This is a genomic window from Pseudomonas sp. UMAB-08, assembly GCF_900095225.1.
GTDB lineage: Bacteria > Pseudomonadota > Gammaproteobacteria > Pseudomonadales > Pseudomonadaceae > Aquipseudomonas.
The window spans coordinates 461,195-475,461 of sequence record NZ_LT607415.1; the positions used below are offsets into that span (position 1 = coordinate 461,195).

Annotated in this window: 11 protein-coding genes, 2 tRNA genes and 1 pseudogene; 11 read left to right on the top strand and 3 right to left on the bottom strand. The window is 58.5% G+C overall.

Annotated elements, in window-relative coordinates:
• Positions 1-42 precede the first annotated feature (42 nt).
• From K0F75_RS05210 to K0F75_RS05235, 6 genes are all read left to right on the top strand, one after another.
• A tRNA-Ala gene (locus K0F75_RS05210) sits at positions 43-118 on the top strand.
• An 80-nt stretch (positions 119-198) separates the two neighbouring features.
• Positions 199-274, top strand: a tRNA-Glu gene (locus K0F75_RS05215).
• 206 nt (positions 275-480) lie between these two features.
• Positions 481-1,020 carry a TetR/AcrR family transcriptional regulator gene (locus tag K0F75_RS05220; protein WP_219060774.1) on the top strand — a complete coding sequence of 180 codons (540 nt, stop codon included), beginning with the start codon at positions 481-483 and terminating at the stop codon, positions 1,018-1,020.
• A 69-nt stretch (positions 1,021-1,089) separates the two neighbouring features.
• Complete coding sequence (locus K0F75_RS05225) at positions 1,090-1,923, top strand: alpha/beta fold hydrolase (RefSeq protein ID WP_219060775.1); 834 nt, start codon at positions 1,090-1,092, stop codon at positions 1,921-1,923.
• Positions 1,924-1,983: 60 nt separating this feature from the next.
• Complete coding sequence (locus K0F75_RS05230) at positions 1,984-2,424, top strand: thioesterase family protein (RefSeq protein WP_219060776.1); 441 nt, start codon at positions 1,984-1,986, stop codon at positions 2,422-2,424.
• A gap of 75 nt (positions 2,425-2,499) precedes the next feature.
• A complete protein-coding gene (locus K0F75_RS05235; protein WP_219060777.1) occupies positions 2,500-3,459 on the top strand; it encodes a tRNA-dihydrouridine synthase in 960 nt (319 codons plus the stop codon).
• Positions 3,460-3,528: 69 nt separating this feature from the next.
• Here K0F75_RS05235 and K0F75_RS05240 read toward each other — a convergent pair.
• A pseudogene (locus K0F75_RS05240) lies at positions 3,529-6,357 on the bottom strand (EAL domain-containing protein); the annotation flags it as partial.
• A gap of 129 nt (positions 6,358-6,486) precedes the next feature.
• Positions 6,487-7,359: a LysR family transcriptional regulator gene (locus K0F75_RS05245; protein WP_219060779.1), complete on the bottom strand. Its 873-nt coding sequence runs from the start codon at positions 7,357-7,359 to the stop codon at positions 6,487-6,489.
• Between the two features lie 149 nt (positions 7,360-7,508).
• Here K0F75_RS05245 and leuC point away from each other — a divergent pair, with 149 nt between their 5' ends.
• The 5 genes from leuC (at position 7,509) to asd (ending at position 12,816) form a co-directional block, all read left to right on the top strand.
• Positions 7,509-8,933 carry a 3-isopropylmalate dehydratase large subunit gene (gene leuC / locus K0F75_RS05250; RefSeq protein WP_219060862.1) on the top strand — a complete coding sequence of 475 codons (1,425 nt, stop codon included), beginning with the start codon at positions 7,509-7,511 and terminating at the stop codon, positions 8,931-8,933.
• A 10-nt stretch (positions 8,934-8,943) separates the two neighbouring features.
• Positions 8,944-9,585 (top strand): 3-isopropylmalate dehydratase small subunit, encoded by a 642-nt coding sequence (gene leuD / locus K0F75_RS05255; RefSeq protein WP_219060780.1) that lies wholly within the window; start codon positions 8,944-8,946, stop codon positions 9,583-9,585.
• Positions 9,586-9,708: 123 nt separating this feature from the next.
• Positions 9,709-10,473 (top strand): class I SAM-dependent methyltransferase, encoded by a 765-nt coding sequence (locus K0F75_RS05260; RefSeq protein WP_219060863.1) that lies wholly within the window; start codon positions 9,709-9,711, stop codon positions 10,471-10,473.
• Positions 10,474-10,563: 90 nt separating this feature from the next.
• The gene (gene leuB, locus K0F75_RS05265) at positions 10,564-11,646 is read left to right on the top strand and encodes a 3-isopropylmalate dehydrogenase (protein ID WP_219060781.1); all 1,083 of its coding nucleotides are present in this window, start codon (positions 10,564-10,566) and stop codon (positions 11,644-11,646) included.
• 57 nt (positions 11,647-11,703) lie between these two features.
• Positions 11,704-12,816, top strand: coding sequence for an aspartate-semialdehyde dehydrogenase (gene asd, locus K0F75_RS05270; RefSeq protein WP_219060782.1), 1,113 nt, complete (start codon positions 11,704-11,706; stop codon positions 12,814-12,816).
• Positions 12,817-12,901: 85 nt separating this feature from the next.
• On the opposite strand, the gene K0F75_RS05275 is transcribed toward asd, so the two are convergent.
• Positions 12,902-14,059, bottom strand: coding sequence for an acyltransferase (locus K0F75_RS05275; RefSeq protein ID WP_219060783.1), 1,158 nt, complete (start codon positions 14,057-14,059; stop codon positions 12,902-12,904).
• Positions 14,060-14,267: the final 208 nt, after the last annotated feature.

Consider the following 14,267-nt stretch of genomic DNA (forward strand, 5'->3'; position numbering starts at 1 on the left):
GCAGTGCCGCGAGGTATTGCTCCGCCTCGAGGCGAAAAATCCGGGGCTATAGCTCAGCTGGGAGAGCGCTTGCATGGCATGCAAGAGGTCAACGGTTCGATCCCGTTTAGCTCCACCAAATTGTACAGTTCAAGGCTTGGCCACGCAGGCCTTGAATCGATCAGACTCAGTCTGATCACGTTGTATAGAAGGTTTTGCGTCCCCTTCGTCTAGTGGCCTAGGACACCGCCCTTTCACGGCGGTAACAGGGGTTCGAGTCCCCTAGGGGACGCCACGATTACCCGTTCTACGGGACCAGGGGTCATTCAATTATTGAATGGCCCTTTTGTTTTTGTGCTGCGTTTTATCCCTCCTGCCGTATGTTCCATCAATCCCTTCCTGCGCTGTAGCGCATTCATCCTGCCGACCGGCGGCATGACAATCTGCTTGCCAATAATTATTATGAGAATAATATTATTTCCATAATATTTGGAGGCGAGCATGAACGATAAAAAGGCGCAAACCCGCGAGCGTATTCTTCAGGCCGCCAGCTCTGCGCTGATCCAGCAGGGACCGGTTGAGCCGAGTGTCAGCGACGTAATGGGCGCCGCAGGCCTGACGGTGGGTGGTTTCTACGCGCACTTTGAAAGCAAGGACGCCTTGATGCTGGAGGCCTTCAGTCAATTGCTCAGCCAGCGCAGGGCGCTGATGGCGCAAATTGACGAGCACTTGGCTGGCGATGAGCGCCGAGCGCTGGTCGCCGCCTTCTATTTGTCGCGTAAGCATCGGGACGCTACTGAGCATGCCTGTCCGTTGCCATCAACCGTGGGTGAGCTGTCGCGTCTGCCTGACGGTTTTCGTGCGGTGTTGGCCGAGCATGTGGAATTGATGGTGGCGCAATTGGCGGACAGCCCTGAGGACGCCGACAAGGTCCTGGCGGACGTGGCATTGATGACCGGTGGTCTGGCCCTGGCGCGCGCTTTAGGCCCGTGCGAACTGTCTGATCGGGTGCTCCGGGCCGCAAAGTCGGCGGTACTGTGATGAACGCTGTTTGCAGTGCCAGGATTTAAAACACACAACGCAACGCAGTGAGTTTGCAGGAGAGAAGCGATGAGCAGTTTAGGCTGGGTTCGCGGAGTCAATGGCACCTTGGGTCGGCTGGCACCCAGGCTGGTGGCAGCAAAAATGCATCTGGCGTTCACTACCCCGCAGCATCGATTGCCGTCTGACTGGGAATTGCCAGTCCTGGCCCGTGCCGAGCGCGTGACCTTGCGCTTCGGTCTTTCCGCCTTGCGTTGGGGGGCGGGACCTACGGTGTTGCTCATGCATGGCTGGGAAGGGCGCCCAACTCAATTCGCCAGCCTGATAGAGGCCTTGGTCACTGCGGGTTATACCGTTGTGGCGCTTGACGGTCCGGGCCATGGGCAGTCCCCGGGTCGTGAGGCTCATGTGGTGTTGTTTGCCAGGGCGCTGCTGGAAGCCTCCGCAGAGCTTCCTCCGCTCAAAGCCGTGATTGGCCATTCCATGGGCGGCGCCAGCGTGCTATTGGCGACTCAGATGGGCCTGCGCAGCGAAACCCTGGTGAGCATTGCCGCGCCAAGCCGCCTATTGGGTGTGCTGCGTGGTTTTGCGCATCGGGTTGGATTGCCGCCTGTGGCGCGCTCTTCGTTCATCAGGCAGTTCGAACGCGAGGTGGGCATGGCGGCGTCTGCGCTGGATGTCAGCCGCTATGAGTTGAATGTGCCGGGCTTGATTGTGCATGCAGAGGATGACCTCATGGTGCCGGTGGACGAAGCGCAACGGATCCACGATGCCTGGTTTGACAGCCGCTTGTTGCGCCTCAAACAGGGCGGACACCAGCGGGTGCTGGCCGATCCAAAGGTGATCGAGGGCGTACTGGCGTTGCTGGCCGGCAGAGCACACCCGCAGCGCCAATCTGCCTGAGCTTCCGTTACACTGCTCGCGAGTTGCTCTCCACGTTGGGGCACGCATCAAGGAGCGAGCATGAGCTGGGATCTGGCAACGCCATTCGTCATTGACCTGAGTGTGGCGGCAGAAGACATCGATGGGCTGGGGCATGCCAATAATGCGGTGTACGTGACCTGGCTGGAGCGTTGCGCTTGGCGACATTCACAACGGCTTGGCCTGGATTTGAGCGAATACCGTCGAATCGATCGGGCCATGGCCGTGGTCCGGCATGAAATCGATTACCTGGCCAGCGCCTACGAAGACGACGAGCTGCAATTGGCAACCTGGATCGTCGATTGGGATCAACGCCTGAAGATGACCCGCCGTTTTCAGCTGAAGCGGCCCAGTGACGGTCTGACATTGCTGCGCGCGCAAACCACCTTCGTCTGCATCGAGCTGTCCAGCGGCAAACCCAAACGTATGCCCGCCGAGTTCATCGAAGGCTATGGTCCGGCGTTGGTCAACCCGCAAGCCTGAAACCAAACGGCGCATAAGCGTTTCCAATCTGGCGGACGCCCCGTAAACTGCCGGACTTTTTTTCGAGTGTGACCCATGCAAATTGCCTTGGCGCCCATGGAGGGGTTGGTCGACGACATCCTGCGCGATGTGCTGACTCAGGTTGGCGGCATCGATTGGTGCGTGACCGAATTCATTCGTGTGTCCGAGCGCCTGATGCCGGCCCACTACTTCTACAAATACGCCTCGGAGTTGCACCAGGGGGCGAAGACCGCCGCAGGCGTGCCTTTGCGCCTGCAATTGCTGGGTTCCGATCCGGTGTGCCTGGCCGAAAACGCAGCTTATGCCTGTGAACTGGGCGCCCCCGTGCTGGACCTGAACTTCGGTTGCCCGGCCAAGACCGTCAATCGTTCCCGTGGCGGTGCGATCCTGCTCAAAGAGCCGGAGTTGCTGCACAGCATCGTCAACCATGTGCGGCGCGCTGTGCCTGCACATATCCCGGTGACGGCGAAAATGCGTCTGGGTTATGAAAGCCCGGAGGGTGCTCTCGATTGCGCCCGTGCACTGGCCGACGGTGGCGCAGGGCAGATCGTGGTCCATGCCCGGACCAAGGTTGATGGCTACAAGCCGCCAGCGCACTGGGAATGGATCGCACGTATCCAGGAAGTGGTCAAGGTCCCGGTCGTGGCCAACGGCGAAATCTGGACCGTTGACGACTGGCGACGCTGCCGGGAAATATGTGGCGCCCGAGACATCATGATCGGTCGCGGGTTGGTCGCGCGCCCTGATCTGGCCCGGCAAATTGCGGCTGCCGAGGCGGGCGAAGACGTGGTCGAGATGACCTGGACGCAACTGCAGCCCTTCCTGCAAGACTTCTGGCAGCAGGCGTTGAACAAAATGACCCCGATTCAGGCACCCGGCCGTTTGAAGCAATGGCTGGCACTGCTGACCAAAAGCTATCCCGAGGCGACAACGCTGTTTAACACCCTGCGGCGTGAGACCGATTGCGAGCGCATCGGACAGTTGATTGGGTTTGTCCGCAGCGAGGCGGCTTGAAATCATTCTTGCTCAAGAAAAGGCGCCCTGATCGGCGCCTTCTTTGTTTATGGCCTCATGGGGCCAAACTCACAGCTCTTGTTCCTGACTCAGCATCTTTATAAAGGCCTCCAGCGGCAGCGCCTCGCTGAACAGGTAGCCTTGATACAGATGGCAGCCCAGTTGCTCTAGAAACCTCAGTTGTTCCGGTTTTTCCACGCCTTCGGCGATCACTGCCAGGTTCAGGCTTTGGGCCATGGCCACGATGGCGCGGATGATTTCGGCGTCGTTGGGGTCAGTGGTTGCGTCGCGTACGAACGATTGATCGATCTTGAGCGCGTCCACCGGCAAGCGCTTGAGATAGGTCAGCGACGAGTAACCCGTGCCGAAGTCATCCATCGCGAAGCTGACGCCCATTTTCTTCAAACGGCGCATTTTGGCGATGGTGTCGTCCAGGTTCTGGATCACGATGCCTTCGGTGATTTCCAGCTTGAGAAGCCGGCTGGGCAGGCGATGAACGCGCAGGCTACGTTCGACGCGTTCGACGAAGTCAGTCTGGCGAAACTGCCGGGGGCTGATGTTGACGCACATGCTGAAATCATCCGCGTCGATCAATGCTTCCCTTAATAGCTGCCCGCCGGCCTTGCACGCTTCATCAAGAATCCAGCTGCCGACTTCCAGAATCATTCCGCTTTCTTCCAGCACCTGAATGAAGTGACTCGGTGCCATTGCGCCTAATTGCGGATGATGCCAGCGCAGCAATGCTTCGGCACCGACGATGCGGTTGTCTCGTGCGTCCACCTGAGGCTGGTAGTGCAAGCTGAACTCGCCGCGCGGCAGAGCCAGGCGTAAATCGTTTTCCAGGCTCAGGCGCTCACTGGCGGCTTTCTGCATGGTGCTGTGGAACAGTTGTGTGGTGTTGCGCCCGGAATCCTTGGCCCGGTACAGGGCAATGTCCGCACGCTTGAGCAGGTCAGCCGGGGTTGAGCCGTGATCGGGGATCAAGGCCACGCCAATGCTCGGTGTCACCTGCAGACGTTGACCGTCGAGGAACATCGGCTCTGCCAGTAGCTCACGCAGGGTGTCAGCCAGGCCGCGCACCTGCTGGGTGACTTCGGCCCGCGTGCCTTCCAGTCCGGTGATCAGGACCACGAATTCATCGCCGCCCAGACGCGCCACGGTGTCTTCCGTGCGCACGCTGGCCTCCAGGCGTGCGGTGATGACCTTCAATACGCTGTCGCCGACCGGGTGACCGAGAGAGTCGTTGATGTGCTTGAAGTGGTCGAGGTCGAGAAACAATAGCGCGCCACGCAGGTTGTGGCGCTTGAGCAGGGCAATCTGCTGGCTTAGGCGATCCATCAGCAACGCGCGATTGGGCAGGTCGGTCAGCGGGTCGTGGTAGGCCAGGTGCTGGATCTGCGCCTGAGCGTTCTTCAGTTGGCTGACGTCGCGGGCAGTCATTAGCAGGCACGGCGTTTCATTCAGGGTGATGGGTTCCACCGACACGTCAACCGTCAGCATGTCTCCATTTTTATTGCGTGCCAGCATTTCCCGGTGATGGACACGGCCTTGCTCCTGTAAGTCACTGATTATCAGGCTGCGCTGCGTCGGTTCAGCCCAGATGCCCACCTCGTAGGCCGTGCGTCCTATCACCTCTTCGCAGGTGTAGCCGGTCAACCGGCAGAAACCGTCGTTGACCTCAAGGTAACGACCCGAATCGCGCTCGGTGATGGTGATGGCGTCGGGGCTGGAGTGGAACGCTTTGGCAAACTTCTCTTCGCTGGCCTTGAGCGCCGCTTCGGCACGTTGCTGCTGGGTGATGTCGCGCAGGGTGGTAACGATGCACGGTTGTTCGTCGACCACGATCAGGCGGCTGGAGATGATGCAGGTCAGCAGTTCGCTTTCCTTGTTCTTCAGCAGCACCTCGAGATTGTCCAGGCCCTTGTCGCGGATGATTTGCTGGTTGCGTTGCTGGCGTTTTAACGGGTCAGCCCAAAAACTGATGTCTGTAACGTTCAAGCCGATGATTTCATCGGCTTTCCAGCCAAATGTCTGGGTGAAGCTGGGGTTGATCTCGATGAATTGACCCGTCTCGAAATGGGTGACGCACACCGGGTCGGGGCTGGCTTGAAACAGGCTGGCGAATTTCTCCTCGGAGCTGGTCAGGCGTTGCTCGCGCTCGACCTGATCGGTGATGTCCAGCAACGTACCGGCCATGCGCAGCGGGTCGCCGTTTGCGTCACGGTAGAGGCGGGCGCGGCTTTCGAGAAAGCGCGAAGTGCCGTTCTCCAGCTGAATGCGGTAGGTGATCTGATAATTGCCCGCAGGGCCTTCGCGCAGGCTGCGATAGGCCTGACGCATGTGGTCTCGATCTTCGCCGGGCACACCCTCGAAAAAGGCATCGAATGATTCGTGGAAAGGCTCCGGCGCCAGGCCATGCAACTGCGCCGCGCGGGCTGACCCGTACAACATGCCGGTGGGGATGTGCCAGTCCCACGTACCCAATTGCGCCGAATCCAGTGCCAGGTCCAGGCGCTCCTGACTTTCTTTGAGGGCCAGTTCGGCACGCTTATGTTCGGTATTATCCAGAAAAGTGCTGAGAAGATAGGCGCAGTTGTCCAGTACGATCTTCTGTGCGCACAGCGTGCCATCGTGAACCCGGCCATTGCTGGCGTGCAACTGCACCTCAAGGGTGATCGGTTTGGGTTCGCCCTTGACCATGTCGTGAATCTGTTGACGTTGTGCCGGAACAGCCCACAGCCCGATTTCCACGCTGGTACGGCCCAGAATATCTTTGATTGGCCAGCCCAGCAGGCTTTCAAAATGTCGATTGGCCTCACAGATCATGCCGTCTTCCAGCCGGGTCAGAAGGACGACATTGGGACTGAGGTTATACAAAGTCTCAAAGCGTTTTTCCGACTCGCTAGAGTCAGTGACCGGGTCAAATGCCGGGATTAGGAGGCTGTCTGCTGTTTTTGGCATCGGTCAACAAGCCTTGAGGAAGTGGGCGAAGACGTTGATTTTTTTTAGCATTTTTAAGCTCGGAAACTACGCTATTTGCGCATCCAGTAATGCCATGAACGCTCGTGCGGCATTGGATAGCGTCCGTTCAGTGTGCACGATGTAGCCTAGCTGGCGAGTAAGCTGAATGCCCGGCAAAGGGATGCGCGCCACTTGATCATCAAGCATGGTGCGTGGCAAGACGCTCCAGGCCAGGCCAATGGATACCATCATTTTGATGGTCTCCATATAGTTGGTGCTCATGGCAATATTGGGTTTCAGGCCTTGAGCTTCGCACAGGCGGCTGACGATGTGATGGGTGAATGTATTTTCGCCGGGAAACACCGCTGGGTAGCGCGCTATATCCATCAGGCTTACAGCGCCGCTGTTGGCCAAAGGATGTTCGGGGGCTGCGACGAAATCCAGGGGGTCGTCCCAGACCACTACCGCCTTGACCAGCGTATGCGGTTGCGGAGCGAGGGTGATCACCGCCAGTTCGGCGCGCCCATGGAGGATTTCATCGTAGGCCACTTCCGAGTCGAGAAACTGGATGTCCAGCGCGACCTCGGGGTATCGCCGCGTGAATTCGCGCAATAAGGGCGGCAGGCGATGCAGGCCGATGTGGTGGCTGGTCGCCAGGGTCAGCCGTCCGCTGATCTCGCCGCTGAGATTAGTCAATGCCCGGCGAGTGTCGTCCAGCACGCTCAGAATTTGATAGGCCCTGGGCAGCAGTGCCCGACCCGCCTCGGTCAGGCTGACTTCACGGCCCAGTCGGTCGAACAGCCGAACCTTGAGTTGCTGCTCCAGACCGGCAATTCGTTTACTGATCGCTGGCTGGGTCAGATGCAAACGTTCCCCTGCCGCTGAGAAGCCTCCCGTCTCGGCAATGGCAATAAACGCGTTGAGATTGGCTAGATCCATTTTAGGATTCCAATTGGTTATCCAAAGCATAAAAAATATGAATTTGAGTTATTTAATCATACCCCATAGGATCGGCCTCACAAGCCAAAGGGTTATTGAGCCACGTCATCAATAACCGGCATAGAAACAAGCTGATGAGGAAACGTCTGATGGCCGGCAAAACGCTCTACGACAAGCTCTGGGATTCGCATTTGGTCAAACAGCGCGACGACGGTTCGGCGCTGATTTATATCGACCGTCACATCATTCACGAAGTGACCTCGCCGCAAGCCTTCGAAGGCCTGCGTCTGGCCGGGCGCAAGCCATGGCGGATCGATGCCAACATTGCCACCCCAGACCATAACGTGCCGACCACACCGGAGCGTAAAGGCGGGATCGAGGCCATCGTCGATCAAGTGTCTCGCCTGCAAGTGCAGACCCTTGACGACAACTGCGATGAATATGGCATTACCGAATTCAAGATGAATGACCCGCGTCAGGGCATCGTTCACGTCATTGGCCCGGAGCAAGGCGCTACTCTGCCGGGCATGACCGTGGTCTGCGGCGATTCGCACACCTCGACTCACGGCGCGTTTGGCGCGTTGGCCCATGGCATCGGTACGTCCGAGGTCGAGCATGTGCTCGCGACGCAGTGCCTGGTCGCCCAGAAAATGAAAAACATGTTGGTGTCGGTCGAAGGCACATTGCCGTTCGGCGTCACGGCCAAAGACATCGTTCTTGCTGTTATCGGCAAGATCGGCACGGCTGGCGGCAATGGTCATGCTATCGAGTTCGCAGGCAGCGCGATTCGCGACCTGTCCGTCGAAGGGCGCATGACCATCTGCAACATGTCCATCGAAGCCGGCGCTCGCGTGGGCCTGGTGGCGACCGATGAAAAAACGGTCGCTTACGTGAAGGGTCGTCCGTTTGCCCCTAAAGGTGCGGAGTGGGACTTGGCTGTTGAAGCCTGGAAAGACCTGGTGTCCGATGCCGACGCCACCTTCGATACCGTGATCAAGCTCGATGCCGCGCAGATCAAGCCGCAAGTCAGTTGGGGTACTTCACCGGAAATGGTGTTGGCCGTTGATCAAAACGTGCCGGACCCGGCCAAAGAAACCGACCTGGTCAAGCGTGGTTCTATCGAGCGCGCGTTGAAGTACATGGGCTTGCACGCCAATCAGGCGATTACTGACATTCAGCTGGATCGTGTGTTTATCGGCTCCTGCACCAACTCGCGGATCGAAGACTTGCGTGCCGCGGCGGAGATCGCCAAAGGCCGCAAAGTCGCTTCCACCATCAAGCAGGCTATCGTGGTGCCGGGCTCGGGTCTGGTGAAAGCGCAGGCGGAAAAAGAAGGGCTGGACAAGATTTTCATCGAGGCCGGTTTCGAATGGCGTGAACCGGGCTGCTCGATGTGCCTGGCGATGAACCCGGACCGTTTGGAGTCCGGCGAGCATTGCGCGTCCACGTCCAACCGTAACTTCGAAGGCCGTCAAGGCGCCGGTGGCCGTACTCACCTGGTCAGCCCTGCCATGGCGGCAGCGGCGGCGGTCAACGGTCGATTCGTCGATGTTCGTGACTTGATCCAACACTAAGGAGCCCAGCATGAAAGCATTTACTCAGCACACCGGCCTCGTCGCTCCTTTGGATCGTGCCAACGTCGACACCGACCAGATCATTCCAAAGCAGTTTCTCAAGTCGATCAAACGCACGGGCTTTGGTCCTAATCTGTTTGACGAGTGGCGCTATCTGGATGTGGGGCAGCCGTATCAGGACAACTCCAAGCGTCCGTTGAACAAGGATTTCGTGCTCAATAACGCGCGTTATCAAGGCGCCAGCGTTTTACTGGCTCGCGAGAACTTCGGCTGCGGTTCCAGCCGTGAACACGCACCTTGGGCGCTGGAAGAATATGGCTTTCGCAGCATCATCGCGCCGAGCTATGCCGACATCTTCTTCAACAACAGCTTCAAGAACGGTTTGCTGCCGATCATCCTCAGCGATGCGGAGGTCGATGAGCTGTTCGAACAGGTCGAGGCCACGCCGGGTTATCAATTGAATGTTGATCTAGTGGCGCAGACCGTGACCCGTCCTGACGGTAAAGTCTTGAGCTTTGAGATCGATGCGTTCCGCAAGCATTGCCTGCTCAATGGCCTGGACGACATTGGTCTGACGCTGATGGATGGCGAGGCGATTGCCCGCTTCGAAAGCATGCATCGCACCAGCCAGCCGTGGTTGTTTCGCGACTGATTAATAGACCGCGTCAAGCTGATCGCGGGCAAGCCCGCTCCTGCAGAATGCGTACCGTCCTTGTAGGAGCGGGCTTGCCCGCGATAGCGTCCTGACAGTCGAAACCGATTAAGGAACTCCATGATGACCCACACCGCGCACACCCAAGTCGTCCAGCGTCAATTCGGTGAACAGGCTGCGGCCTATCTGAGCAGTGCTGTGCATGCTCAAGGCACCGAGTTCGCGTTGCTACAGGCCGAAGTGGCCGGGCGTAGCGATGCGCGCGTGCTGGATCTGGGCTGTGGCGCCGGTCATGTGAGTTTTAACGTGGCGTCGTCGGTGGGCGAGGTGGTGGCTTACGACCTGTCGCAGCAGATGCTCGACGTGGTCGCCAGCGCAGCGGTTGAGCGTGGTCTGAGCAACGTGCAAACGGTATGCGGGGCCGCCGAGCGCCTGCCGTTCGAGGACGGCGAGTTCGATTTTGTGTTCAGCCGTTACTCGGCGCATCACTGGAGCGATCTGGGCCTGGCCCTGCGTGAAGTGCGACGTGTGCTGAAACCGGGCGGCGTTGCGGCGTTTATTGACGTCATGTCGCCGGGCAGCCCGCTGTTTGATACGTATCTGCAAAGTGTTGAAGTGCTGCGCGACACCAGCCACGTACGCGACTATTCTGCGGGTGAGTGGTTGCGCCACGTCAGCGAGGCCGGGTTATTCACCCGCAGTCACAGCCGCCAGCGCTTGCACCTGGAATACAGTTCATGGGTCGAGCGTATGCGTACGCCGCAGACGTTGCGGGTTGCGATTCGTGATTTGCAGCAGGCAATGGGCGCAGAAGTGCGCGATTATTTTGAAATCACTGATGACGGCTCCTTCAGCACCGATGTGCTGGTGTTGTGGGCGGAGCGTTAGTCTTGTTGCTTCTATAAAACAATTATAAAAGCGGCGATGGTTCTTTTGCAGGCGCACGATCACGCGCCGTTTAAATGGATTGAGGAAAGCATGAGCAAGCAGATTCTGATTCTCCCAGGTGATGGTATCGGTCCGGAAATCATGGCCGAAGCGGTCAAGGTGCTGGAATTGGCCAATGACAAGTTTCAGTTGGGCTTCGTGCTCAGCCATGACTTGATTGGTGGCGCGGCCATCGACAAGCATGGCGTGCCTTTGGCCGATGAAACCCTGGCCCGCGCCCGCGCTGCCGATGCTGTGCTGCTCGGTGCGGTTGGTGGCCCGAAATGGGACACGCTGGACCGTGCTATTCGTCCGGAAAAAGGCCTGCTGAAGATTCGCTCCGAGCTGAAACTGTTCGGCAACCTGCGGCCAGCCATTTTGTATCCGCAATTGGCCGAAGCGTCCACCTTGAAACCGGAAGTGGTGTCGGGCCTGGACATCCTGATCGTTCGTGAGCTGACCGGTGGTATCTACTTCGGTACGCCACGGGGCATTCGCACCCTCGACAATGGCGAGCGCGAGGGTTACAACACGCTCCCGTACAGCGAGAGCGAAATCCGCCGTATCGCCCGCGTGGGCTTTGACATGGCCCGGCTGCGCGGCAAGAAACTGTGCTCGGTGGACAAAGCCAACGTCATGGAATCCAGCCAGCTCTGGCGTGAAGTGGTCGAACAGGTCGCCAAGGATTATCCTGACGTCGAGCTGAGCCACATGTACGTCGACAACGCGGCGATGCAGCTGGTGCGTGCACCCAAGCAGTTCGATGTGATCGTCACCGATAACCTGTTCGGCGATATTCTGTCCGACGAGGCTTCGATGCTCACCGGTTCTATCGGCATGCTGCCTTCGGCGTCGCTGGATGCCAACAGTAAGGGCATGTACGAACCCTGCCACGGCTCGGCTCCAGACATCGCAGGGCAGGGCATTGCCAACCCGCTGGCAACGATTCTGTCGGTCGCGATGATGCTGCGTTACAGCTTCAATCAGCTGGCTGCTGCTGAGGCGATCGAACGGGCTGTGAGCCTGGTACTGGATCAAGGTTTGCGTACCGGCGACATCTGGTCGATCGGTAACGCCAAGGTAGGTACGCAGGAAATGGGCGAGGCCGTAGTCGCCGCGCTGCTCAATCTGTAATATCTCGGGCCCGCTCTTATTGGAGCGGCCCACTTTTTCGTTAAAGGTGCAGTTGCGATGAAACGTGTAGGTCTGATCGGTTGGCGCGGTATGGTCGGTTCCGTGCTCATGCAGCGGATGCTGGAAGAGCAGGATTTTGATCTGATCGAGCCGGTGTTCTTCACCACGTCCAACGTCGGTGGCCAAGGCCCGGCCGTGGGCAAGGATATTGCGCCCCTGAAGGACGCTTACAGCATCGAAGAACTCAAAACCCTCGACGTGGTTCTGACCTGTCAGGGTGGCGACTACACCAATGAGGTCTTCCCGAAACTGCGCGAAGCCGGCTGGCAGGGTTACTGGATCGATGCCGCTTCCAGCCTGCGTATGCAGGATGACGCGGTGATCGTGCTGGACCCGGTAAACCGCAAGGTTATCGACCAGCAGCTCGATGCGGGGACCAAGAACTTCATTGGCGGCAACTGCACGGTCAGCCTGATGCTGATGGGCCTGGGCGGTTTGTTCGAAGCCGGTCTGGTGGAGTGGATGAACGTCATGACGTATCAGGCGGCCTCCGGTGCCGGTGCGCAGAACATGCGTGAACTGATCAAGCAGATGGGCGCTACTCACGCTGCCGTGGCCGACGACCTGGCCAACCCGGCCAGCGCGATCCTCGACATCGACCGCAAGGTTGCCGAAGCCATGCGCAGCGAAGCTTTCCCGACTGAAAACTTCGGCGTGCCATTGGCCGGCAGTTTGATTCCGTGGATCGACAAAGAGTTGCCGAACGGTCAAAGCCGTGAAGAGTGGAAAGGCCAGGCCGAGACCAACAAGATCCTGGGTCGTTTCAAGAACCCGATCCCGGTCGATGGTATCTGCGTGCGCATAGGTTCCATGCGTTGCCACAGCCAGGCGCTGACCATCAAGCTGAACAAGGATGTGCCAATCGCCGACATCGAAGGCATGATCAGCCAGCACAACCCTTGGGTGAAGCTGGTACCGAACCACCGTGAAGCAAGCATTCAAGAGCTGAGCCCAACGGCGGTGACCGGGACAATGAGCATCCCGGTGGGTCGTCTGCGCAAGCTGAACATGGGCTCGCAATACCTGGGCGCGTTCACTGTTGGCGACCAGTTGCTCTGGGGCGCCGCCGAACCGCTGCGTCGCATGTTGCGGATTCTGCTGGAACGTTAATGCGTTAGCCGCTTCAAAAAAAACCGCTTCTCGTTTAGAGAAGCGGTTTTTTATTGCGCGCAGTGTGACAGCGTAGCGAGCTAATTCATTCGGGAAGGCGTGGTGCCAGGCTTGCCGAGGTCAAGCGGTCCTTGCTCCATCGCTTGCCAAGCGCGATGCCGCGCAATTCGATGTGACGATAGCTCAGCACCGAAACAGCCAGCACCGCCGCCACCTCAATGATTATCAGCAGGTTGTCGAGGGCCATGCTACCGGTATCGATGTAGCGGATAACCACGCCAACGATTTCGCTGGGGAGGTCTATGAGCAGCGGCAGGTGGGTAAGCTTGGCGACAATCATCACCCCGATCGACATCGCGAAAATCACCGCTGCGTGGGTCATGTAGATAGAAAACGACAGCATGCCGAGCCAGGTGAACAGGGATGTGCGCAGCAGCGTCGAGACCCAACCGGCTTCGAACGCAAACACCCAGATCGCTACGCAGAACAGCAGGCTCAGGAGAATATCCTGGGGCGTGTCGCTGTAAATCATGATCAGGTAAATCACACCCAGAACCAGCACCTCAAGCGCGCTGCCAAGCAGTGGGCTCAGGTGCAGGCTTTGCAGTTTTGCGTAAACCCGATAAGTGACGCCCCCCGCAAAAAAACAGCCCAGGCCTTTCAGCGCATTGTCCGTTACCAGCGTGCTTTTGAAGTAGAGCGCGAGGAAAGCGAGTACCGCGATGGCTGCGAAGACCTTGCGCGCCTGTGTCGGCAAGGCCAGGGCGATCAGGCCGAAGATCAGGTACAGGTAGTACTCGACGCTGATGCTCCACGACGGGTAGTTGAACGACAGCGCGTTGAAACTCGGCCACCAGGACTGAATCAACAGTAGGTTCGGCACAATCTCGTCGGGCGCCCGGGCGCCGGTGAAACTCGGGGCGTTGAAGGACATTCCGTAGCGCTCGACCACGACTTTCAATACTTCGAAGCCGATGAATACCGCCAGCATCACCACGTGCAGCGGGTACAAACGGCAGGTGCGAGTGATCACGAAGCGGCGCAACTGCTCGACCGAGCCCAACCGGTTCGCATAGGTGTGATAAAGCACAAAACCGCTGAGGACGAAGAAGAACTCGACGAGGTAGTTAGCGTTCTTGAAAAACGCCAGTTCAGTAAAGCTGCGCAGCGCGTGGGAGTGATGCATCACCACCGCCAAGGCACACAGCCCCCGAAAACTATCGAGCACCAAAAATCGCTTCATGGCAGTTGTCCTTGCAGATGAGGAGTGGGTCTGACGACTTTTTTGGCAACGCGACAATGGCCGCACAAACGCAGTGCGCACGGCACGACCACAACCCTGGAAACCTGTGCGCGACAAAGCGTCAACAGGCCAGAGAACACGCGGGGAGGGAGCGGACGAAGAATTTCAGGATAGTTACCACCCTCGGCGCAGGGGCCGATTGGCGGAT